Below are 21717 nucleotides of genomic sequence, written 5' to 3'. Positions count from 1 at the left end.
TTATGTAAACTTTCCTAACGGAATTTAGCAAGCGTTAGCGTACTCTTACAGAGAAGCAAGCTACGCAGAGCGTCTGTCTGCGACACGCTGCGCGAACGTAGAGAAGCTCGCCGCAGGCATCGCTACCCTAAGTTTTTAACCACTACGATTTTAATCAGTAACTATTATAACATTGTGTTAATACGGTGCTTTTAGATGTAGTTATAAGTACATAAGCCGCTTAGACATAATTACGTTGATAAATCTGTCTTAAAGCAACAACTTAAGTTTACAAAGTTTTAGTCAACCATTCGTTTGATACCGCGTATATAAGTCGCATTAAATCCAAGTTTTGGCTGTTATTTAACATAATCTGGAATGTGATTATTATGTGAATACACGCAAAAACTCTAGCCATAAAAAAAAATTGCCACTAATCTAAGTGAATAAGCCAGTGAGGAAAACACTGATAATAACCTCTTGAAATAATTAGAAGGCAAAAGCTAAGTTCAAAACTTTAGTTATTTTCAGTAGTACTTATATCTGCGATCGCAGCGACAGGCTAAACCCTTACTTATCACAAGGGTAGTTTATGCCTAATTTTGCTGAAAAATTCGAGTGCAATCACAACGGAGTTTCTCAGCATTAATCGACGGTCATTAATTGTCGTTTGGAAAAATACACACCTTGAGAATTGTTGAAGAAACTAGAATTATGAATAAATCCATTGTTTTAAAAATCTTAAATAAAATTGGTATAGCATTAACAGCCTTGACCGCAATCGGATTTGCTAGTACAAATTCTGTTAAGGCAGCATCAGTTACAACCCTCTTACAGGATAGTTTTGATCAAGAAAATAGCACTGCTTTAAATTACGATCATTTTGCCAACTGGAATGTTATAAAGGGATCTGTGGACTTGATTGGAAGTGTTGGTTTTTATGATTTCCTTCCTGCTAACGGACTATATGTGGATCTGGATGGATCAACAGGTCAAGCTGGTACAATTGAATCTAAAAAAACATTTAACTTTCAAGCAGGAGACACAGTTAACCTCAGCTTCCAGCTTGCTGGAAACCAACGAGATAATGTGACTGATTCTGTCACCGTATCTCTAGGTAATTTGTTTAGCGAAACATTCTCACTACCCCGATCTCAAGCGTTTACAAACTTTACCCGAAGTTTTACCGTTGCTTCCATAACAAATGCCACTTTAGATTTTAAAGGGATTGGCAAAGATAATATTGGATTGCTGCTTGATAATGTCACATTGACTAAATCAGTTCCTGAACCTGGTTCAATTATGGGTCTTCTGGCTTTCGGTGCTTTCGGTGCTACTTCACTTCGCAAGCGCAAACAACCCACATTCCGCAACTAACCCCTAAATTATTCACCAAGATTTAAGTCTATAGTCTATAACTGCCGTGTTCGCTGACAAGACACGGCAATTTTTTATTTTGATGATCATTTGGGGACACCATACCGCAATATTGTAGCACAAGGAACGCTGTTTACAGTATCATTACTGAATATTGAGTATAAATTTTTAAAAATTTTCTAGCAGGTCTTCATTACCCACCAAATTATCTCAATCCCCAATCCTGAATACAAATTTCTGCTGCACATTAGAAAATGTAGCATAATCCTACTTGAGGACAGCCATCTTAAGGATCAATTTAAGGCGAAGGTGGGGGCGTTCAGTGCTAATGTGAAAGGTGACATTGCTTAAATTTATGTCTTCTCCGACCGTATCTGAAATATAGCTTCAATCATTAGGCGCAGCATGGTCACAACCGCAGAAAAAACAAACATTGGCTACATTACCCAAATCATTGGCCCAGTTGTAGACGTTAAATTTCCCGGCGGGAAATTGCCACAAATCTACAACGCTTTGAAAATCGTTGGCACCAACGAAGCTGGACAGGAAATCAACATCACCGTTGAAGTACAGCAACTGCTGGGCGACAACCAGGTGCGGACTGTTGCGATGAGTTCCACCGAAGGCTTAGTGCGCGGTTTTGAAGTCACCGATACAGGCGCTCCCATTACCGTGCCAGTTGGTAAAGCCACTTTGGGCCGGATTTTCAACGTCCTTGGCGAACCTGTGGACAACAGGGGCCCAGTAAATGCTGAGGCAAGTTTACCCATTCACCGCTCTGCTCCCAAATTCACCGACCTGGAAACCAAACCTTCGGTGTTTGAGACTGGGATTAAAGTTGTTGACCTTCTGACTCCCTATCGACGCGGCGGTAAGATTGGTCTGTTCGGTGGTGCTGGTGTTGGTAAAACCGTGATCATGATGGAATTGATCAACAACATTGCTACCCAGCATGGTGGAGTATCCGTATTTGCTGGCGTGGGTGAGCGCACCCGTGAAGGCAATGACCTCTACAACGAAATGATTGAGTCTGGGGTTATCAATAACGAGAACCTCAACGAATCAAAAATTGCTCTCGTCTACGGTCAAATGAACGAACCACCCGGAGCGAGAATGCGGGTTGGTCTTTCGGGATTAACAGTAGCAGAGTACTTCCGGGATGTGAACAAGCAGGATGTGCTGCTGTTTATTGACAACATCTTCCGGTTTGTGCAAGCAGGTTCGGAAGTATCCGCACTACTGGGTCGGATGCCTTCTGCGGTAGGATATCAGCCCACATTGGGAACCGACGTAGGTGAACTGCAAGAGCGGATTACCTCGACTACAGAGGGTTCTATTACCTCCATTCAGGCAGTGTACGTACCTGCGGATGACCTCACCGACCCCGCACCTGCAACCACCTTCGCCCACTTGGACGGAACTACAGTACTGTCTCGCGGTTTGGCATCTAAGGGAATTTATCCCGCAGTTGACCCCCTTGGTTCAACTTCCACCATGCTTCAACCAAATATTGTAGGTGAGGAACACTACAATACTGCCCGTGCCGTGCAATCAACTCTGCAACGTTATAAAGAACTTCAAGACATTATCGCCATTCTCGGTCTAGATGAATTGTCTGAAGAAGACCGTCTAATCGTGGCCCGGGCGCGGAAAGTTGAGCGCTTCTTGTCTCAGCCGTTCTTTGTGGCAGAAGTATTTACCGGTTCTCCTGGTAAGTATGTGAAGTTGGAAGATACCATCAAAGGCTTCCAAAAAATTCTGTCTGGTGAGTTGGATGCTCTGCCAGAACAGGCTTTCTACTTGGTTGGCGATATTAACGAAGCGATCGCTAAAGCTGAAAAAATCAAAGGTTAGTCATTAGTCATTGGTCATTAGTCATTAGTCATTAGTTCAACTGCTAATGACTAATGGCAATTACAAAAGACATAGACGCGCCAGCGGCTTCCCGCAGGGTAGGACAAAGGACGAAGGACGAAGGACAAAAGACAAATGACATTAACCGTTCGTGTAATTTCCCCAGACAAAACAGTCTGGGATGCTCCAGCTGAAGAAGTAGTTTTGCCTAGCACTACTGGTCAACTAGGTATCCTAACTGGACACGCACCACTTTTGACCGCTCTAGATACAGGTGTAATGCGAGTTCGCGGCGCGAAAAATCAGAATTGGGAAGCGATCGCCCTTTTGGGTGGCTTTGCCGAAGTCGAAGAAAATGAAGTGACAATTCTGGTTAACGGCGCTGAACGTGGTGACAAAATTAACCTTGATGAAGCCCGTACTGCTTACAACCAAGCAGAAGCGCGTCTAAGTCAAGTCTCAGCAGACGATCGTCAAGCCCAAATCCAGGCAACTCAAGCCTTCAAACGCGCCCGCGCTCGGTTTCAAGCGGCTGGCGGTTTGGTCTAATTTTACTTTCTATTTCAACTTTGTAGGTTGGACATTAGCCAACCTACAAAATATTTATTAAGAAGAACTCAGGAGTCAGGAGCGGAGCCGGAGACGCTCCGCCTCCGGTCAGAAATCAGTATTAATTCTGTATGGGTGCTAAAACTTTCTCCGTAAATAGATGGAGTATTTTGAATCCTTATTTATTAAATTTTAAAAAAATTACGTCAAGTTTAAGAAATTGAGGCAAGTCTTGGTGAAGTGTTAACTTAGCTAGTTAGTTGCCCAGATGGGCACAAATTATGAAAAGCTTTTCATCTTTACTTGGTACTCGTAAACAAAATAAGGTAGCTCGTCTTGCAGCATCTATCGTAGCAACGTTAGCGATGGCTGCGTCAACGTCTTTAACGAACGCTGGAAGTATTCACTCTGCTAATGCGACTCCTGTAAAAACAACTACTGCATCAGTCCAGCTAAATCAGACCAAACCAGATATTTCCCAGTTACAAATTAGTAGGACTCAATATCAAGCTGCTGGAATTGATCTTTTTGTACTAATCCCCATCGTCCTTGTCGGGGGTTTAGTTATATTTGTACCCCTATTTTTTGGTGGGCTTGTAGTAATTGGTGAGCGTGAAGTAGGTATTGTAGTTAGAAAATTTACCCTTTCCGGGCGCGGACTCCCCGCCGGCAGTTTGATTGCCCTCAACGGCGAAGCTGGCTTGCAGGCAGATACTTTAGCTCCTGGTTGGCACTGGGGCTATGGGCCTTGGCAATATTCTGTAAAGAAAGAATCGGTAATTGTCGTTCCCCAAGGGGAAATCGCTTTGATTGTGGCAGCAGATGGCGCATCCAACCCACCAGAGCGGATTTTGGGTAAAATCGTCAGTTGTGACAACTTCCAAGATGCTCGCAAATTCCTCACCCAAGGTGGGGAAAAAGGGCGGCAAATGGGTTTTCTCACGGCTGGTACGTACCGGATTAACACTGCCCTGTTTAAAGTGATCATGGCATCAAATGCCAGCACTCATGGCATGACTCCAGAACAGTTGCGGGTGTACAGTCTGGCATCTGACAAAGTTGGCATTGTCACTACCTTAGATGGTTTACCAATCTCTGCGGGTGAACTTGCAGGCCCCATAGTTGACGGACATGACAACTTTCAAAATGGTCAGAAATTTATTAATGGCGGTGGGCGGCGAGGTTTACAAGAACAGACCTTGCTTTCTGGTTCTTGGAACTTGAACCCTTGGTTTGTCCAAGTTGAGCAAGTGCCCATGACGGAAATTCCTATTGGATATGTGGGTGTGGTAATTTCTTTCGTGGGTAAGGCGCATCAAGATGTCAGTGGTGCAGCTTTCACCCACGGTAACTTGGTGAATCCTGGACATAAGGGCGTGTGGGTCGAACCGCTATATCCTGGTAAGCACCCGATTAATTCTCGGATTATGAAGATTGAACTAGTACCAACGACCAATATCGTCTTAAACTGGTCAGATCGCACCGAACGTCACAGCTATGATGCTCAACTGGCTTCTTTAACAGTGCGATCGCGTGATGGGTTTGCCTTTGATTTGGAAGTAGCACAAATTATCCATGTAGGTGCTTTAGATGCTCCAAAGGTAATTTCTCGCGTTGGTGCAATGCAAAATCTGGTAGACCATGTATTAGAACCAACTATCGGTAATTATTTCCGCAACTCAGCCCAAGACTATACTGTACTAGACTTTCTCACCGCTCGGAGTGAACGACAATCTGAGGCTGCTGAGTATATTAAAACAGCATTGCGGGCTTATGACGTGCAAGCGATCGACACACTCATTGGTGATATTCAGCCACCAGCATCATTAATGCAGACACAGACAGACCGGAAAATTGCCGAAGAAGAGCGCAAGACTTATGAAGTTCAGCAGATGGCGCAAACCCAACGGCAGCAGCTTGTCCGGGAAACAGCACTGGCTAATATCCAGCAAGAAATGGTGAAATCAGAGCAGAGTGTGCATATAGCTGACCTAAAAGCCAAAGCCCAAATTAAGCAGGCGAATGGTGAAGCCGAGGGTACGAAACTCCGGGCAATTGCTGAGGCTGAAGGTATTCGGGCCACAGGTAACGCCAAAGCTGAAACCTACCGCGCTGGTGTAGAAGCTTTGGGTTCACAAGGTTATACAGCAATGCAACTAATGCAGATTATAGGCGATCGCAATGTCCGCTTGATACCAGATGTCTTAGTTGGCAGTAACGGCAGCAATAACGGCTTAGTGGATGGGCTACTATCCATGATTTTATGGAATCAAACTGGTAAGGGTGAATTGACACCAACACCTTTGCATCCACAACCAGTAGTTACTAAAGCACAACCAACCCCAGAAAACGGTTATCCACCGATAGTTGTGAATTTTCCTGTAGATAAGTAACATCAGGAACATGAGGTAAGGGCATAACATTGTTGTGCCCTTACAAAAAACAAACGGCAATATCTTATGTGGGCAAAATGCCCACCTTGTAGGTAGAGAAATTTTGCTTTTACAAGAACGTTATCGTTTAATCAAGCAGATTGCTAAAGGGGGATTCTGTAAAACCTTCCTCGCTGTAGATGAAGGTCAGTTTCCTCCAATTCCTTTCGTCGTTCAAGAATTATCGCAAGAATACGAGACCTCTATTACTTTTCAGCAAAAGGCGCAACAGCTAGAAGAATTAGGGAAGCATCCGCAAATTCCCACATTACTAAATTATTTTCAGCAGAACGGGCATTTTTATTTAGTGCAAGAGTTTATTGCAGGTACTAATTTAGCTCAAGTGGTTGAAGAAGAAGGTGCTTTTAATGAAACTCAGATTTGGCAACTTTTAGAAGATGTGTTGCCAGTTTTTCAGTTTATTAGCGATCGCAACATCATCCACCGCGATATTAAACCCCAAAATATCATCCGTAGATCCCCAATTACCAAGAAGGGAGATTTTGTCATAGTCGATTTTACCACTGCGAAAATCGTCACAGCAATTGATCGGCTAACATCTGAAACCAGTCTTGGCAGTCCAGAATACGCAGCACCAGAACAAGCGAAGGGAAAAGCCGTTTTTGCTAGTGATTTATATAGCTTGGGTGTAACTTGTATTTACTTACTTACCCACATTCCGCCCTTTGATTTATATGATATTGCTAACGATTGCTGGGTTTGGCAACAATATCTTACTACTAAGGTAAACGATGTCTGGCGACAAGACTCTAAGAGTTTACGCTTGGCGCAAATCCTTGACAAGCTGCTGCAAAAGACTATTAACCGCCGCTTTCAATCGGCTGATGAAGTTATGCAAGCAATGGGTATGGAATGTAAAACTCAAAATTTTAAACTACCAAATCCTCCTTGGCGATGCTTATATACCTTAACTGGGCATTCTGGGACATTCAGTAGTGTAAATGCCCTTGCCATTAGTCCTGATGGTTATACTTTAGCCAGCGCTAGTGATGACAAAAACATCAAATTGTGGGATTTAAATACTAAAAAAGTCCTAGCTAACTTATTAGGACATTCCCAAGCTGTAAAATCAGTTACCTTCAGTCCTGACGGAAAAATTCTGGCAACTGCTAGCAATGATAAAACTATCAAATTGTGGCAGGTTGAGACATTAAAGGAAATCTGCACCCTCTTGGGACACGCACACGCTGTAAAATCAGTTGCTTTCAGTCCAGATGGACAGATTCTCGCTAGTGGTAGCTGGGATAAGACAATTAAACTCTGGGATGTAAATACTGGCAGAGAAATTTGCACTATAGCTGGACACCAATTAAAGGTAAATTCAGTGGCATTTAGTCCCCAAGGACAACTTTTAGCCAGCGCTAGTTATGACAGAACAATTCGCCTGTGGCAGATACCTGCATTAGGAAGAGGCAGGGGAGCAGGGAGCCGGCTTGCCGTGAGCGTAGCCGAACGGGAGCAAGGGGATATGAATAGTGCTGAGTTAAAAGACCACTCACAAAGGGCGGAGGACATTCCCCCTTTCCCCCTGCCCCCTGCCCCCTTGCCTCCTGTTGAAAACCGCCCATGCTATAGCTTGTTAGGCACCCTTTCGGGTCATGCATGGGCGGTTTTGACAGTCGCTTTTAGTCCTGATGGTCAAATTTTGGCGACGGGTAGTGATGATAACACTATTAAATTGTGGGAGGTAAGCACTGGTCAGCTAATTTGCACACTTGTAGGCCATTCTTGGTCTGTGGTGGCTATGGCTTTTACTGCCGATGGCGAAACACTGCTAAGTGCAAGTTGCGACAAAACAGTTAAACTTTGGAAGGTAAGCACAGCAGAAGAGATTGTTACTCTCTCTGGTCATATAGACTCAGTATCTGCTGTTGCTGTGAGCAAAGTTACACAATTAATTGCAAGCGGCAGCCGGGACAAGACTATCAAACTGTGGCAGCTTGTACAACAGGACAATAGCTAATTTGATAATATCAGGCGCTACCTGTGAAGGCAACTTCTGGAAATTTCAATTGAGCTTCTGCCATTGGACGGTTTCTGCCTTCCTCTTGCCAGTAGTTAATCACTTCTGTCGCTTTATTAAGCAACTCGACACGATCCACGTCAGTAATCCAATGTTTGGACTCTAATTCCTTTTTTAACTCTTCCCAGGCGTCATTTCTGGGCCAAAAAAAGTACTTAGTCAAGGGACTTGTGCCTTTGCCGACAATTTGATCGACTGCAAGAGCAACGTTCTCGTCTAACCACAGAATTTTCAAAATAAACTTGGTCAATCACACCTCCGGGAATTTCCGGGCATTACTGAACTAGGATAGCGATCGCTTATTTTAACGCAATACCATATCAAATGACCAAACAGTGATTGAGAATGGTCTACCATAAGGTTTAGTCGGCGCTAACTAAAGATGCTTATGACTGCTCAACTGCCCCAATCTCAAACAACATCTGGTTCAGATTTGTACGAGCAAGATTTTTACCTGTGGATTCAAACCACAGCAGAACTGCTCAAGCAAGGTCGGCTCACAGAACTGGATTTAGAGAATTTGATTGATGAAATTGAAACAATGGGCAGGAGTGAAAAGAAAGCACTAAGAAGCAATTTGGAAGTCGTGCTAATGCATCTATTGAAGTATAAGTATCAAGCCGAGAAGCGCTCTGGTAGTTGGCGAGCAACAATTAGGGAGCATCGCAAACGCCTCAGACAAGCTCTAGAAGAAAGTCCTAGCCTCAAACCATATTTTTATGAGGTTTTTGGGCTGTGTTATGACGATGCTAGACTCTTAGCTGCCGATGAAACTGAATTGCATTTGGCTACCTTCCCCGAAGAATCTCCCTTCACGCCAGAACAAGCCCTCGACCCTGATTTTTTACCTGAGTCATAATCACACCCTGATTTAGAAGATTTTGCTGTTAATTTTGAATTCGGAGCGTTCGCCCTTGGCGTCTCGTAGAGAAGCGACGTGACTGCTCAACTGCCCCAATCTCAAACAACATCTGGTTCAGATTTGTACGAGCAAGATTTTTGCCAGTGGATTCAAACCACGGCAGAACTGCTCAAGCAAAAGAATTTCACAGAACTGGACTTAGACAACCTGATTAAAGAAATTGAAACGTGAAAAGCGGGCATTGGAGAGCAATCTGGAAGTGTTGCTGATGCATCTGCTTAAATACCAAATTCAAACTGAAAGGCGCTCAAAAAGTTGGCAGTACACAATTATGGAACACCGCAGGCGAGTCCAAAAAGCACTTCAGGAAAGTCCGAGTTTGAAACCTTACTTTGATCAGGTTTTTGACAAAAGCTATCAACCGCTAGACGGCTGGCTGTAATTGAAACTGGATTAGGGTAGGCGTAGCCCGTCGTAGACATCGCTATCTTCCCAGAAAAATCTCTCTTCACGCCAGAGCAAGCCCTTGACCCCGATTTTTTACCTGAGCCATGAGCGCATTATGATGATGTAAAACTCTTTTGCTTCTTACCCCATGAATCAACCAACTTCTGCAAAAGTGATCGTTGTTTTCGATATTGATGGCGTTGTGCGCGATGTTAGCGGTTCCTATCGCCGGGCGATCGCAGATACCGTAGAATATTTTACAAATACAGCATATCGTCCAACCCCACTGGATATTGACCAACTAAAGTCTGAAGGCGTGTGGAATAACGATTGGGAAGCATCGCAGGAATTAATTTATCGCTACTTTGAAACCCAAGGACAGATGCGCGAACAACTGCAATTAAATTACAGTGCGATCGTTGCTTTTTTTCAATCGCGTTACCGAGGCTCAGATCCAAATAATTTTACTGGGTATATCTGTAATGAACCCTTATTATTACAACCTAGCTATTTAGAGCAACTTACCCAAGCCGGCATTGCTTGGGGATTTTTTAGCGGTGCGACTCGTGCTTCCGCTAACTATGTCTTAGAAAAACGCCTGGGTTTGGAATCTCCAGTGTTGATTGCGATGGAAGATGCACCAGGGAAACCTGACCCCACTGGACTTTTTGCTACAGTTCGTGAGCTAGATAATGGAATTGAGCAAAAATTAGCGATCGTGTATGTGGGAGATACGGTAGCAGATATGTATACCGTTGAGAAAGCGCGGAGTCTAGATTCTGCTCGTGCTTGGATTGGAGTAGGGGTTTTACCGCCCCATGTGCAGGAAACAGCAGCGTGTAGTGATGCCTATAGTGAGACACTAATAGCAGCAGGAGCAGCAGTAGTTTTGCGTAATGTGCAGGAATTGACTCCAAGACAAATTAAAGAATTGGTAAATTGATTTGCTTGATCTGTAGTCTAAGATTAATCAAGCTACTACAGCACGGCATAAATAAACCACCCATTCCAAATCAACGAAACTCTTACGCTGTATAACTGTTTGACTTTTGACTTTTAACTTTTGACTTCCGCCTTGCGGTACTAGGGGTGCATGAATGACTGGCTGATAACAATCTTGCTTTAATCATTGGGAGATTAATAAAAATGTCTGCACTTAAACTGCCTAGTGGCCCTCAAACTCACCCTTGGGTACAGATGTATCAATGGCTTACTAATCCCTTAGAATACATCGAAGACTGTGCTAAACGTTATGGTGATATCTTCACCCTTCAGCTAGGAAAAAATGTTGCTCCTCAAGTTTTTATTAGCAATCCCCAGGCGATTGGGCAAATTTTTACTACAGATCCAAAACAGTTAGACTCTGGTGAGTCAGCAGGGATTCAAGCGCCTTTATTAGGACGCCAATCACTACTGGCGCTGGAAGGAAAGCCTCATCAGCGACAACGAAAGCTATTGACACCACCCTTACATGGGGAACGAATGCTAGCCTATGGTGAATTAATCTGCGACATCACTGAGCAAGTAACTAATCAGTGGCAGGTTGGAGAAAACTTTGCAGTTCTGTCATCAATGCAAGCAATCTCTTTCCAAGTAATTTTGAAAGCTGTATTTGGTCTAGAAGATGGGCCACGTTACGAGAAACTCCATGAATTCCTGATTACAATTCTGAATCCCAAAATCCCTATCTTAAGAACAGTTCTGCTTCTTTTCCCATCACTGCGGCAGGATTTAGGAGCGTGGAGTCCTTGGGGGAAATACTTGCGTTTACGGCAGCAAATTGATGAACTCATCTACGCCCAGATTCGAGAACGCAAAGCACAACCCGATCCATCTCGGACTGATATTCTATCTTTGATGATGGCTGCTCGTGATGAGGCGGGAGAGCCGATGACAGACTTGGAATTACGTGATGAGTTGATGACTCTATTAGTAGCGGGTCACGAAACTACTGCAACTTCCTTATCATGGGCGCTGTACTGGATTCATCATCAGCCACAGGTGCGGGAAAAACTGCTGCAAGAATTAGATAAGTTAGGTGAACAACAAGATCCAAACACTATTTTACGATTGCCTTATTTGAATGCTGTCTGTTCTGAAACGCTACGCCTTTACCCAGTAGCGGTATCGGGACTAAATCGATTGGTCAAATCACCGCTACAAATTGGGGAATACAACTTTGAGCCTGGTACTTTGCTCATTCCCTCTATTTATTTGACCCATCATCGAGAAGATTTATATCCTGAGTCGAAGCAATTTAAGCCAGAGCGTTTTCTAGAACGGCAATTTTCTCCTTATGAATATTTACCCTTTGGTGGCGGGAACCGTCGCTGTATAGGTATGGCATTTGCCTTGTTTGAGATGAAACTAGTGTTGGCAAAAGTACTATATCACTGGGAGATGGAACTGGCTGATAGCAAATCAGTGCAGCCAGTACGTAAAGGCATTCTATTTAGCCCAGCAGGAGGTGTGCAGATGGTGGTGAAGGGGAAGCGTCAGCACAATCAGCCCATCTTTCAGACTAGCTCAAGTTCAGCGTGAAGAGTGAGAGAATGAGATGGTATAGGGTGGGAGCGATCGCAGATAGCCTTTTAGGGCCGATTAGATAAAACAGGTTTACCGCTAGACAGGACCTGTTCGATAATATCAGCCGCTCGACTCACTCCACCGGCTCGCTGAATCGCCTCTTGTAGTCTCAAGGCATTCTTTTTGTAAGAATTTTCTGTTATTACCCGCTTAATAGTGTTTCGCAACCTGTGTACACTCAAACCAGACAGTGGCAGAAATTCTCCGGCTCCGGTGTAAGCTATACGAGCAGCGATTCCTGGCTGTTCATTAGTAATAGGAATAGCTACCAGGGGGACTCCGCTGCTTAAAGCACCTAGCACTGCATTCATTCCAGCATGGGTAATAGTTAGAATCGATCTTGAGATTAATTGCTGTTGGGGTGCGTAAGCTACTACCAAAGGCGAACCAGGTAGATTAGGGACTGATTCCTTTCTTTCTGGTTGACCTAAAGAAATTACTAGTTGTATATCTAAACCTATACAAGCTTCAGCAATAGTCTCAAAAATTTCTTGTTTGCGATTTTGTAAGGTTCCCAACGCAGCGAAAATCAATGGTTGATCGTTTAACTTTTCAAAGGGGAAAGATGTAGACGAAGAGATGGGTTCTAGCCCTGATGGATCTTGCAAAGGCCCAGTGTAATGAAAAAACTTAGCTAACCGTTCTCGTGGAAAGTCAAATTCAGCAGGTAGCTGACAGATCTGAGCTAGTTTCCCCGCAGCATCTTCACGCTTGACATAAGGTGGTAAATTCCATCGACGACGTTGATTGACTACCAAATCCCAGATTTTTAGTGATAAACGGTCAAGCAAAAAGTTACCCACTTGGTTTCGCTTGCGAGACCACCAAGCTTGGTTGTTGGGCCAAGGTGTAAACTAGGGAGGAACTGCCTCTTCTCTATTAGTTAGCAGAGCATTACATACAGTAACAAAGGGTATATTTACAAAATCGGCAATAGTTCCACCGGCAGGCGTTACCTGGTCTACTAATAGGGCTTCTATACCTACCTTAGAGAGTGCTTCTGGTACTTCACGGAAAAGCATGACTGTTTCTTTTTCCAACCAACTGATCGTAAAACGCAACGCTGGTAATCCACTCATCTCACCCAAGTGTTTATACATTGGTTCCAGACTTCCAAGCGGGAATTCAGCCTCTCCAATCGTGTAAAATTCTAAGCCAGCTTTCTGTACCTTAGTTTGAACATCGGGCATATGAAATAAGGTGACGCGATGACCGCGCCGTTGCAATTCTCTACCCAAAGCACACATCGGGTTGAGATGACCGATCGCAGCAGGACAAAGAATCCCAAAATGAGTCATAGCGAAACCTTTAAAAAATGCAAGGCAAATACAAGTATTATCCGCTATTTGGTGCAAAATTTATGGACATAATTTTAGTATCAAACAATCCACAAGGGTATGATGTTTCACAGATGTTACTGGATTTTTAAGAACTTATCCAAAGCTGTAACTAGGCTGGGAGGCCAACGCCGGATATTTTTTACCCAGTCGATATCTTTGTAGCGGCTATCAAGTCCATAAGCTGCTACCCAGTTACTTTCGGCTTCACCTTGTTTCCCATTCACCCAATATGCAGCTGTGAGGGCGGCACGCACATCAGCAAATTTGGAGTATTTACGAGCGATATTTCGCATCTCACGGATTGCTTGCTCTTTTTGACCAGTTTCATAAAGAGCAAGGGCGTAGTTAGCACGGGCGAAGGCAAAATTCGGGGCTATCTCATTAGATTTTTTGTAGTCTGCGATCGCATCTTCCCATTTTCCTAAACCTGTTTTGGCATTTCCTCGATTGTTATACGCCATCACATCATTAGGATCGAGTTCTAAGACATGATTATAATCTGCGATCGCATCGTCCCATTTCCCCATCCCTTCCAACGCCGCCCCCCGATTCAAATAAGGATCGGTGACATTCGGCGCTAGTTCTATGGCTTTGTTATAATCTTCGATCGCCTCTTGTAATTTATTCTGACTCACCCGCGAATTTCCCCGGTTACTCCACGCCCCGGCATTCGTCGGAAATTGTTCAATAATCTTTGTCCAATAAGTTTCAGCCGTCGCAAAATCACCTTGATTCGTTGCTGCAAAGGCTTGATTTGCCCACTCATCGCCTTGTCTTAACTGTTCTTGAGTAATAGGCGGTTGAGATTGTGCCATAACTGGAGTACCCCAGCCAAACACAAGTAACAGACTGAGAAAAATACCAATCAACTTAATCATCTAGGTTTGCCTAATTTGTCATTTGTCATTTGTCATTGAGCATGGGGCAGAGAAATGGAGTTTAAAGGCTCATTCACGAGTATCAAAGACTCATCCCCTATTCCCCATAATTACAATAATGACAACTGTTCATTAGGCGGCGTGAATCCCAAATGCTTATATGCTGCCTTAGTCGCCATCCTGCCGCGATGAGTCCGAGTTAAATACCCAATCTGCATCAGGTAAGGTTCGTACACCTCTTCAATTGTTTGAGTATCTTCACCCGTCGCTGCTGCCATTGTTTCTAACCCCACTGGCCCGCCGTTAAATTGTTCAATTATTACACTCAGCATCTGGCGGTCTGTCCAATCTAGACCGCAAGGATCTACTTGGAATAGTTGCAATGCTTCAGATGCGATACTTTCATTAATCTCCCCAGATATTTTTACTTCCGCATAATCACGCACCCGTTTTAGTAGCCTATTAGCAATCCGTGGTGTTCCGCGTGAACGACGGGCAATTTCTGTGGCACCATCTTCTGTAATGGGGGTTTTGAGTAATTGAGCGGTTCGCAGTACAATTTGAGTCAGTTCGTCAACTTCGTAAAATCGGAGTTTTTGAATTAAACCAAAGCGATCGCGCAGTGGTGAAGTTAAAGCACCGACACGGGTTGTAGCACCCACTAAGGTAAACTTTGATAGCGGCAAACTTCTAATCCGAGCGCTAGAACCCTTACCAATAGTAATATCTAAGCGATAATCTTCCATCGCTGGATAGAGAATTTCCTCTGTCATCCGCGAGAGGCGATGAATTTCATCCACAAATAAAATATCTCCAGGCTTGAGGTTCACCAGTAGCCCGACAATATCCCGTGGACGTTCTAGGGCTGGCGCACTGGTAATTTTGTAATTTACCCCCATTTCCGATGCTAAAATCATTGCCATTGTGGTTTTGCCCAATCCCGGCGGCCCATACAGCAGCAAATGATCCAGCACCTCACCACGAGACTTGGCTGCTTTGATGGCAATATCTAGCACATCCTTTAAATCTTTTTGCCCAATGTAATCAGCAAATCGGTGTGGTCGAATACCCTCTTCCTGCTGTTCTTGTTCATCAATAGCAGCTTCAGGCTTCAAAATATTTTCTGTGGATGGTGCTTTCACCGACTCTCGAAGCTGTTTTGGTTCTCCGTTTGGTTCTGGAGGCTGTTTTTTCGAGGAGATTATCGCCATAATTCAGCTATCTACTTTTAAGGGACTAGGGACTAGGGAGTGGGGAGTGGGAGAGCAGGGGAGGGCAGGGGAGGCAGGGTGAGCAGGAGGAGAAAGAAGAACCAATGCCCAATGCCCGTGAAAATTTTAGTTTGAGAATACCCGCGCCAATTTAAAATTTAAATTCCGGTCAATTACCCAGAAGTACAAAAGTTATTATGTTATCTAAAAGAATCTTACCGTGCTTAGATGTGAAGGCGGGACGGGTTGTAAAAGGAGTTAACTTTGTAAATCTCCAAGATGCAGGCGATCCGGTAGAGCTGGCCAAGGTTTACAACGAAGCCGGTGCTGATGAGTTAGTATTTCTGGATATTACAGCTACTCATGAAGACCGAGCTACAATTTTAGATGTCGTCTACCGAACTGCTGAACAGGTCTTTATTCCATTGACTGTGGGTGGTGGCATTCAATCCTTAGAAAATGTTAAAGCTTTGTTACGAGCGGGCGCAGATAAGGTTAGTATTAATTCTGCGGCGGTGCGTGATCCAGACTTGATTAATCGGGCAAGCGATCGCTTTGGTAATCAGTGCATAGTTGTTGCAATTGATGCCAGACGCAGAAATAACCCGGAGAATCCAGGTTGGGATGTGTATGTGCGGGGTGGCAGGGAAAATACAGGCTTAGATGCTCTAATGTGGGCACAAGAAGTTGAAAAACGGGGGGCCGGTGAACTGCTAATAACAAGTATGGATGCTGATGGAACCCAAGCTGGGTATGACATTGAGATCACACGGGCAGTTGCCAATGCTGTAGAAATTCCAGTTATTGCTTCAGGTGGTGCAGGTAATTGTGAACATATCTACACAGCCCTAACTGAAGGCAAAGCTGAAGCAGCATTACTCGCATCTCTGTTACATTACGGGCAATTAAGCGTAGCAGAAATCAAAAATTACTTGCGCGATCGCAACGTGCCAGTAAGAACATTCTCCTGATCCATCATTTACTGTTTAATGACATCTATCTAAGGCTAAACACACTTCCCTGAAAGGGTGTTAATATTATTTTACAAGTATTAACAATTATTAAAAAATATGTTGCTTCCTATTCTACTTTTTGATGTCGCCCTGGTGGCGTGGTCACTGCACTTAATGGAAAGAGCCTACGAGAGTAAAGAATTTTCTCTCATGTTGGCTGGTACATTAGTTGCTCTGGCTGCTGCTGCCATGTTAGTAGTTTACTTTTTGATGGGGCACTGTATGACCTATTTGTTGCAAGTGTCGTTGTGAGTGCCCAGTGGTTGAGGAGATATTAAAAATTTATCCACCAAAAGCTTGACAAAATACCAATATTCAAGCGAGTATATATAATGGATTTTAAGGGGTTATAGCGCAGTTGGTAGCGCACCTCAATGGCATTGAGGGGGTCAGCGGTTCGAATCCGCTTAGCTCCATTCTTAAAACCCTAATCTTCTCTATTAAGGGAGAGGGTTATGAAAGTTTTCAGAAGGTTTTATTTGCTGTTTACCTAGCGAGTCTCGAAAGTTGGAATGATAGAGACTGTAATGGGTTTCTGAGGCGATTCGTTTTTGTTGTAAGAACTCTAGCCATTTTTCTAGCACTTCTTCAACTTCATACTCATCAGGATCAATGATTTGTGCGATCGCTGCGGTAGTCTGCGCCAACGCATCTAGTGATATTGCTTTGTGCTGCTGTAGTAGGACATTTAACACATCTGTGCTATGTTCCGTGTCTTGTTTGGGTGGAAACATTTTGTGTAAATGCTGCTGATAATATGCTTCTAAGCAACCATATCAATAACTAGAACCATAGATGCTTGGATCTTTAAACATAGCCATCTATGGTATAGAAATGTATAGAATCTTGTAAAGATATAAAATATAGTTTTTAAATGCACACATTTCTTGCTTCTTCCTCAATGCAGCTGTCTGTATCACCAAATGACTTTCAGCCCATGAAGATTGTCGCACTGGGGGACAGCTTAATTTATGGATTCGGTGACCCGGAAAAAGGAGGCTGGATCGAGCAACTGCGGCGATGGTGGATGTTGCCGGATAGTGCGGGTCATGTTCTTTATAATTTAGGGGTAAGAGGCGATCGCACGCAACAAGTAGCCCAAAGACTAGAAGTTGAATTTCGCCACCGGGGTGAACTGCGAAATCGTGTCCCCGACTTGATTATTTTATCAGTAGGCGTGAATGACTCAGCGCGGTTAGCGCGTCCCGATGGTCGAAGTTACACAGATTTTACATTGTTTGAAAAAGAAATTGCTTCTCTGCTAGATTTAGCACAGCAACTATGTCCTGTGTTATTTGTGGGCATGGTGCCAGTGGATGAAGCCAAGATGCCATTTTTAGATTGTTTTTACTATAATCATGCCGATCAGTACCGCTACAAAGAAGCAACTCGAATTGCTTGTACCAAACGGCGGATTCCCTATTTAGATATTTTTGAGCAATGGATGGAACGTGGTGAAAATTGGCGGCTTAAACGCTTGAGTAAGGATGGTCTTCATCCCAATACACTAGGTTATCAAGCTTTGCTAGAAGATGTGATCAATTGGGATGCGATTGCAACTTACCATTCTAAATTTGATTACCAACTTAAACCATCGTAATTAGATAAATATCTTGATGCTTTTGGGCTAACCGAATATTCTCGTATCTCCCATCCTTGCAAAAAGCACTACAATAGTGCTGAATTTTTAAATCCATCTTTTCCCTATTTTTTATTCAGTACTCTATTCAGTACTCTTATGACACCAACTTTATTTGGTCGTTGGCAAACTCGATTATTATTACTTGCAACGGTGGGCGTACTTGTGTCTTTGCCCTTTGTAATGGGTTGGATTGGTTCTAATGCTAACTCGGTTTATTTTTGGATACTTGGTTATGTCGCCGTCTTGGGCTTAGGTTGGGATGTGCTTTATAACTATCTCCAAAAATTCCGATGGGATAGGGATTGGCCCGCAGCCTATCAACTTTTAGCTGGTATATGGGAATTAATATTTGTGTTCTGTGGAGTAAAACTGTTTGGCTTCTTACCAATATTTTTACCTAAAGAAGAACTGTCGTTAGCAGTTTTTTTATTGCACTATACTGTCGTGTGGCTAGCAGTTTTTATTAGTTCACAAAGCCTGATGCGAATTATCTTTCCCCGTTGGCGTTTCCGGGGTGGGGAATGGTTGTAAAATTTCAACTTATCGATTATTTATACTAAAGTCGATTTTTACCCCTTGTTTGAGTTGGAGTTAATTAAACCTCTTCTAAGAAACAATGGGGTTTAGATTCAATCTTGTGCTGGCGGATACTTTATATGGTGAAAGTAGTAAAAATTTTTAAGCCTACTAAATGAATTAAACCTTAATTTAATTGTAGCGATTCGCTCAAACCACAGAGCATGGGGAATTACAGACTCAAAAGTAAAATACTCGGATTGGCAAAGATTCAAGCGTGTTTTCTCGGATTTAAGTTCAGAGAATAGATATATTAGAGAGATAATATGTGGCAAAAAATCGGATATCAGATATTGGCAAATAAAAATAATAACGGATAAGGAAGATCTTCCGAAAAACACGGCTTGGTACATAATGAGTAAATATCCAGAAATTACCCCAAGAGAAGTTGGTAATTTTTACGGTTTAAGAACTTGGGTAGAATATGGTTTGAAACGACTCTGGCTAGAACCGCTAAGTTGTTTGTAGTGGCATTTAAGCACCACTACAAATTGGATGTCTATTAACTAATTTTCTTGCCATCTTTACGGAAGCTCTTAGAGGTGTAGCTCCTAAAATCATCAAAATTTATGTTTCACGGCTACAACTGCATTGTAACAATAATTGACATGACGACGAAGCACAAATTAACCTTGGCTGTATCTAACAAGCTTGACATTTTCCCGTCTTTTAAAGAATTATCTTAGGGAAACCAGATAGTTAATTTTGAGGAAACCATGCATATAGTTATTCTCGTTCTGGTTGAAGTGCTGATTATTATTGGGCTTTCACGGCTAGTAGGGCTAGGATTCCGTTCTATTAAGCAACCACTAGTAATTGGCGAGATTGTCGCCGGGATTATGCTTGGCCCATCTTTATTTGGTTTAGTTGCTCCCGATGTAGCAGTTTCTTTGTTTCCACCAGAAACTATTCCTTTTCTAAATGTTTTGTCTCAGGTGGGACTAATATTTTTCATGTTTCTGATTGGGCTAGAACTTAATCCAAAATACCTTAGTGGACAATTAGAAGTAGCTGTTTTAACTTCTCATGTCAGCATTTTGGTGCCGTTTTCTTTAGGAACATTGCTAGCGGTAATCCTTTATCCCCTAGTTTCCAATGCAAGTGTATCTTTTACCGCTTTTGCCTTGTTTTTGGGGGCGGCGATGTCGATTACTGCCTTTCCGGTGTTGGCACGAATCATTACTGAAAACAATTTACAAGGAACGCGTTTAGGAACGTTGGCGTTAACTTGTGCAGCAGTCGATGATGTGACAGCTTGGTGTCTATTAGCAGTAGCGATCGCAGTTGCGCGAACTGGTGACTTTGCTGGTGCGATACCCACAATTATCGCCAGCATAGTTTACATCGGCTTGATGTTGACGGCGGGACGTTGGTTCCTCCAACGCCTCGCCAAATACTACGTTCGTGCGGGACGCCTCAGCCAATTGCTGCTAGCTGGGATTTACATGGGCGTAGTTGCGTCAGCACTAATCACCGAACTAATTGGTATTCACTTAATTTTTGGGGCATTCTTACTAGGAGCAGCAATGCCCAAAAATGAAGATTTGGTACGGGAATTGGCAGTAAAAACTGAAGATTTTGTTTTGATATTTTTACTGCCAATATTTTTTGCCTACAGTGGCTTAAAGACGCAGATTGGCTTGCTCAACCGTCCCGAATTGTGGCTTTTGTGTGCGTTGGTTTTAGGAGTGGCGATCGCAGGCAAATATGTTGGCACTTATGTAGCAGCCCGTGTCAGTGGCATTAGTAAACGGGAAGCCTCGGCACTCGGTTGGTTAATGAATACTCGCGGTTTAACCGAACTGATAGTGCTAAACATTGGTCTAGAGTTAGGGGTAATTTCCCCCTTAATATTTACCATGCTGGTAATTATGGCATTGGTAACTACATTCATGACCTCGCCACTGCTGGAATGGACATATCCGAAAAAGTTGATCAGGTTAGATGTCATGGAACCGGAGTCGGAAGCAGAAACAGGTATAAACACCTCTGCTGGAGGTGAAACTTACAGTCATCCTTTCCGAATTTTAGTGCCAGTGGCTAATCCAAGTACCCAAAAAGGTTTAGTACAGTTGGCAGTAGCGTTGGCGCAGCCCGCCGTAGGTATCGCTCTCAATTACCGATATCCTGCCATTGTTAACCCTCTTAGCCTGATTGAATTTGAAGAAGATTATGCTTTTGAAAGTACCCCAGTTGAAGCAGATCGATTAATCGCCCAGCGCCGCCACCAGCTACAAGAATTAATTAATACTCTCGAACCCCCAGAAACTCGTTCTTGTGTACATCCTATCGTTCGCATATCCAGCAATGTTGCCCGCGAAACAGCACAGATTGCCACATCACAACAAGCTGATTTAATTCTCGTGGGCTGGCATAGGCCAGCTTTTAGTAGTAATCGTTTAGGTGGACGAGTCGGACAAATGCTTATCACTGCCCCAGTGGATGTTGCAGTGTTTGTAGATAAAGGCAAAGAGCAATTAGAAAGTTTATTGGTACCTTATTCTGCCAATATCCATGATGATTTAGCACTAATACTAGCTCTAAGACTGCTAATCAATCGTGAAACTTGTATGTTGCAGATATTACAGATAGTAGCAAATCAGGTCAAGGAAGAATTGAATTACGAACTGCACACAATGATGGAGCAATTGCCCACCAGTGTACGCGATCGCATCGAAATCAAAATTATTGAAGCCCCCGAACCAATCCAAGCTGTAATTCAAGCCTCAGAAGGCGTAGACCTAACTATTGCTGGCACCAGCCGCGCTTGGGGTATCGAGCGCCAAACCTTGGGAAGATATACAGATCAACTAGCTATCCAATGTCGTTCCTCGCTGCTGATTACCCGCCGTTACAGCCAAGTCACCGCTCACCTTGCCTCTATGCTTCCTGAAGTTAGTAGTCAAGAGCCAACATTGAGGAGTTGA

At 43.4% G+C, this 21717-nt stretch carries 19 protein-coding genes, 1 tRNA gene and 2 pseudogenes; 16 read left to right on the top strand and 6 right to left on the bottom strand.

Translation table 11 applies throughout. The features are described 5' to 3' along the window. The first annotated feature begins 693 nt into the window (after positions 1-693). The 5 genes from LC608_RS15090 (at position 694) to LC608_RS15070 (ending at position 8175) form a co-directional block, all read left to right on the top strand. Positions 694-1356, top strand: a complete 663-nt coding sequence (locus LC608_RS15090; protein ID WP_229554298.1) for a PEP-CTERM sorting domain-containing protein — start codon at positions 694-696, stop codon at positions 1354-1356. Between the two features lie 405 nt (positions 1357-1761). Beyond that, on the top strand, positions 1762-3210 hold the full coding sequence (gene atpD, locus LC608_RS15085) for a F0F1 ATP synthase subunit beta (RefSeq protein WP_229554297.1): 1449 nt from the start codon (positions 1762-1764) through the stop codon (positions 3208-3210). 135 nt (positions 3211-3345) lie between these two features. After that, positions 3346-3759, top strand: coding sequence for an ATP synthase F1 subunit epsilon (atpC, locus tag LC608_RS15080; protein WP_109011899.1), 414 nt, complete (start codon positions 3346-3348; stop codon positions 3757-3759). Positions 3760-4040: 281 nt separating this feature from the next. Next, on the top strand, positions 4041-6152 hold the full coding sequence (locus LC608_RS15075) for an SPFH domain-containing protein (protein ID WP_229554296.1): 2112 nt from the start codon (positions 4041-4043) through the stop codon (positions 6150-6152). 103 nt (positions 6153-6255) lie between these two features. Then, complete coding sequence (locus LC608_RS15070; RefSeq protein ID WP_229554342.1) at positions 6256-8175, top strand: serine/threonine-protein kinase; 1920 nt, start codon at positions 6256-6258, stop codon at positions 8173-8175. Between the two features lie 10 nt (positions 8176-8185). Here LC608_RS15070 and LC608_RS15065 read toward each other — a convergent pair whose 3' ends face one another. Further along, entirely contained in the window at positions 8186-8485 is a 300-nt protein-coding gene (locus tag LC608_RS15065) for a 30S ribosomal protein PSRP-3 (RefSeq protein WP_069071048.1), read from the bottom strand. A gap of 138 nt (positions 8486-8623) precedes the next feature. On the opposite strand from LC608_RS15065, the gene LC608_RS15060 reads away from it, so the two are divergent. The 4 genes and pseudogenes from LC608_RS15060 (at position 8624) to LC608_RS15045 (ending at position 12085) form a co-directional block, all read left to right on the top strand. Continuing rightward, on the top strand, positions 8624-9094 hold the full coding sequence (locus LC608_RS15060) for a DUF29 domain-containing protein (RefSeq protein ID WP_229554295.1): 471 nt from the start codon (positions 8624-8626) through the stop codon (positions 9092-9094). Positions 9095-9172: 78 nt separating this feature from the next. Continuing rightward, a pseudogene (locus LC608_RS15055) lies at positions 9173-9539 on the top strand (DUF29 domain-containing protein). A gap of 153 nt (positions 9540-9692) precedes the next feature. After that, a complete protein-coding gene (locus LC608_RS15050; RefSeq protein WP_229554294.1) occupies positions 9693-10487 on the top strand; it encodes a TIGR01548 family HAD-type hydrolase in 795 nt (264 codons plus the stop codon). A 203-nt stretch (positions 10488-10690) separates the two neighbouring features. Beyond that, entirely contained in the window at positions 10691-12085 is a 1395-nt protein-coding gene (locus tag LC608_RS15045) for a cytochrome P450 (protein WP_229554293.1), read from the top strand. A gap of 50 nt (positions 12086-12135) precedes the next feature. Here the strand turns inward: LC608_RS15045 and LC608_RS37285 are convergent, their stop codons facing one another. The 4 genes from LC608_RS37285 to ruvB all read right to left on the bottom strand — a co-directional run bounded on the left by LC608_RS37285 (position 12136) and on the right by ruvB (position 15559). Beyond that, entirely contained in the window at positions 12136-12921 is a 786-nt protein-coding gene (locus tag LC608_RS37285) for a nucleotide disphospho-sugar-binding domain-containing protein (protein WP_308189877.1), read from the bottom strand. 63 nt (positions 12922-12984) lie between these two features. After that, entirely contained in the window at positions 12985-13428 is a 444-nt protein-coding gene (locus LC608_RS37280; protein WP_308189876.1) for a glycosyltransferase, read from the bottom strand. A 116-nt stretch (positions 13429-13544) separates the two neighbouring features. Beyond that, positions 13545-14348, bottom strand: a complete 804-nt coding sequence (locus tag LC608_RS15035) for a tetratricopeptide repeat protein (protein WP_229554292.1) — start codon at positions 14346-14348, stop codon at positions 13545-13547. A 110-nt stretch (positions 14349-14458) separates the two neighbouring features. Further along, on the bottom strand, positions 14459-15559 hold the full coding sequence (gene ruvB, locus LC608_RS15030) for a Holliday junction branch migration DNA helicase RuvB (RefSeq protein ID WP_229554291.1): 1101 nt from the start codon (positions 15557-15559) through the stop codon (positions 14459-14461). Positions 15560-15756: 197 nt separating this feature from the next. Between ruvB and hisF the strand changes: the two genes are divergently transcribed. The 3 genes from hisF (at position 15757) to LC608_RS15015 (ending at position 16988) form a co-directional block, all read left to right on the top strand. Then, positions 15757-16530, top strand: a complete 774-nt coding sequence (hisF, locus tag LC608_RS15025; RefSeq protein WP_229554290.1) for an imidazole glycerol phosphate synthase subunit HisF — start codon at positions 15757-15759, stop codon at positions 16528-16530. Between the two features lie 99 nt (positions 16531-16629). Then, positions 16630-16824 (top strand): hypothetical protein, encoded by a 195-nt coding sequence (locus LC608_RS15020; RefSeq protein WP_100901219.1) that lies wholly within the window; start codon positions 16630-16632, stop codon positions 16822-16824. Between the two features lie 91 nt (positions 16825-16915). Further along, positions 16916-16988, top strand: a tRNA-Ala gene (locus LC608_RS15015). A 24-nt stretch (positions 16989-17012) separates the two neighbouring features. On the opposite strand, the gene LC608_RS15010 is transcribed toward LC608_RS15015, so the two are convergent. Further along, on the bottom strand, positions 17013-17306 hold the full coding sequence (locus LC608_RS15010; protein ID WP_229554289.1) for a hypothetical protein: 294 nt from the start codon (positions 17304-17306) through the stop codon (positions 17013-17015). A gap of 140 nt (positions 17307-17446) precedes the next feature. Between LC608_RS15010 and LC608_RS15005 the strand changes: the two genes are divergently transcribed. The 4 genes and pseudogenes from LC608_RS15005 (at position 17447) to LC608_RS14990 (ending at position 21717) form a co-directional block, all read left to right on the top strand. After that, positions 17447-18172 (top strand): GDSL-type esterase/lipase family protein, encoded by a 726-nt coding sequence (locus tag LC608_RS15005; RefSeq protein ID WP_229554288.1) that lies wholly within the window; start codon positions 17447-17449, stop codon positions 18170-18172. A gap of 138 nt (positions 18173-18310) precedes the next feature. Then, positions 18311-18745 (top strand): hypothetical protein, encoded by a 435-nt coding sequence (locus LC608_RS15000; RefSeq protein ID WP_229554287.1) that lies wholly within the window; start codon positions 18311-18313, stop codon positions 18743-18745. A gap of 79 nt (positions 18746-18824) precedes the next feature. Continuing rightward, a pseudogene (locus tag LC608_RS14995) lies at positions 18825-19228 on the top strand (IS701 family transposase); the annotation flags it as partial. A gap of 278 nt (positions 19229-19506) precedes the next feature. Next, complete coding sequence (locus LC608_RS14990; protein WP_229554286.1) at positions 19507-21717, top strand: cation:proton antiporter; 2211 nt, start codon at positions 19507-19509, stop codon at positions 21715-21717.

The sequence above is a fragment of the Nostoc sp. XA010 genome (genome assembly GCF_020829625.1).
Taxonomy (GTDB): domain Bacteria; phylum Cyanobacteriota; class Cyanobacteriia; order Cyanobacteriales; family Nostocaceae; genus Nostoc.
Note: the sequence above shows the minus strand (reverse complement) of the source record. Positions and strands in the feature narration are given on the sequence as shown.

Coding starts and splice junctions, on each gene's coding strand:
- LC608_RS15010 (WP_229554289.1), bottom strand. CDS start 17,306: ATGTTTCCACCCAAACAAGACACGGAACATAGCACAGATGTGTTAAAT.
- LC608_RS14990 (WP_229554286.1), top strand. CDS start 19,507: ATGCATATAGTTATTCTCGTTCTGGTTGAAGTGCTGATTATTATTGGG.
- LC608_RS15060 (WP_229554295.1), top strand. CDS start 8,624: ATGACTGCTCAACTGCCCCAATCTCAAACAACATCTGGTTCAGATTTG.
- LC608_RS15020 (WP_100901219.1), top strand. CDS start 16,630: ATGTTGCTTCCTATTCTACTTTTTGATGTCGCCCTGGTGGCGTGGTCA.
- LC608_RS15005 (WP_229554288.1), top strand. CDS start 17,447: ATGCACACATTTCTTGCTTCTTCCTCAATGCAGCTGTCTGTATCACCA.
- LC608_RS15045 (WP_229554293.1), top strand. CDS start 10,691: ATGTCTGCACTTAAACTGCCTAGTGGCCCTCAAACTCACCCTTGGGTA.
- LC608_RS15035 (WP_229554292.1), bottom strand. CDS start 14,348: ATGATTAAGTTGATTGGTATTTTTCTCAGTCTGTTACTTGTGTTTGGC.
- LC608_RS15075 (WP_229554296.1), top strand. CDS start 4,041: ATGAAAAGCTTTTCATCTTTACTTGGTACTCGTAAACAAAATAAGGTA.
- hisF (WP_229554290.1), top strand. CDS start 15,757: ATGTTATCTAAAAGAATCTTACCGTGCTTAGATGTGAAGGCGGGACGG.
- LC608_RS37280 (WP_308189876.1), bottom strand. CDS start 13,428: ATGACTCATTTTGGGATTCTTTGTCCTGCTGCGATCGGTCATCTCAAC.
- ruvB (WP_229554291.1), bottom strand. CDS start 15,559: ATGGCGATAATCTCCTCGAAAAAACAGCCTCCAGAACCAAACGGAGAA.
- LC608_RS15000 (WP_229554287.1), top strand. CDS start 18,311: ATGACACCAACTTTATTTGGTCGTTGGCAAACTCGATTATTATTACTT.
- LC608_RS15050 (WP_229554294.1), top strand. CDS start 9,693: ATGAATCAACCAACTTCTGCAAAAGTGATCGTTGTTTTCGATATTGAT.
- atpC (WP_109011899.1), top strand. CDS start 3,346: ATGACATTAACCGTTCGTGTAATTTCCCCAGACAAAACAGTCTGGGAT.
- LC608_RS15090 (WP_229554298.1), top strand. CDS start 694: ATGAATAAATCCATTGTTTTAAAAATCTTAAATAAAATTGGTATAGCA.
- atpD (WP_229554297.1), top strand. CDS start 1,762: ATGGTCACAACCGCAGAAAAAACAAACATTGGCTACATTACCCAAATC.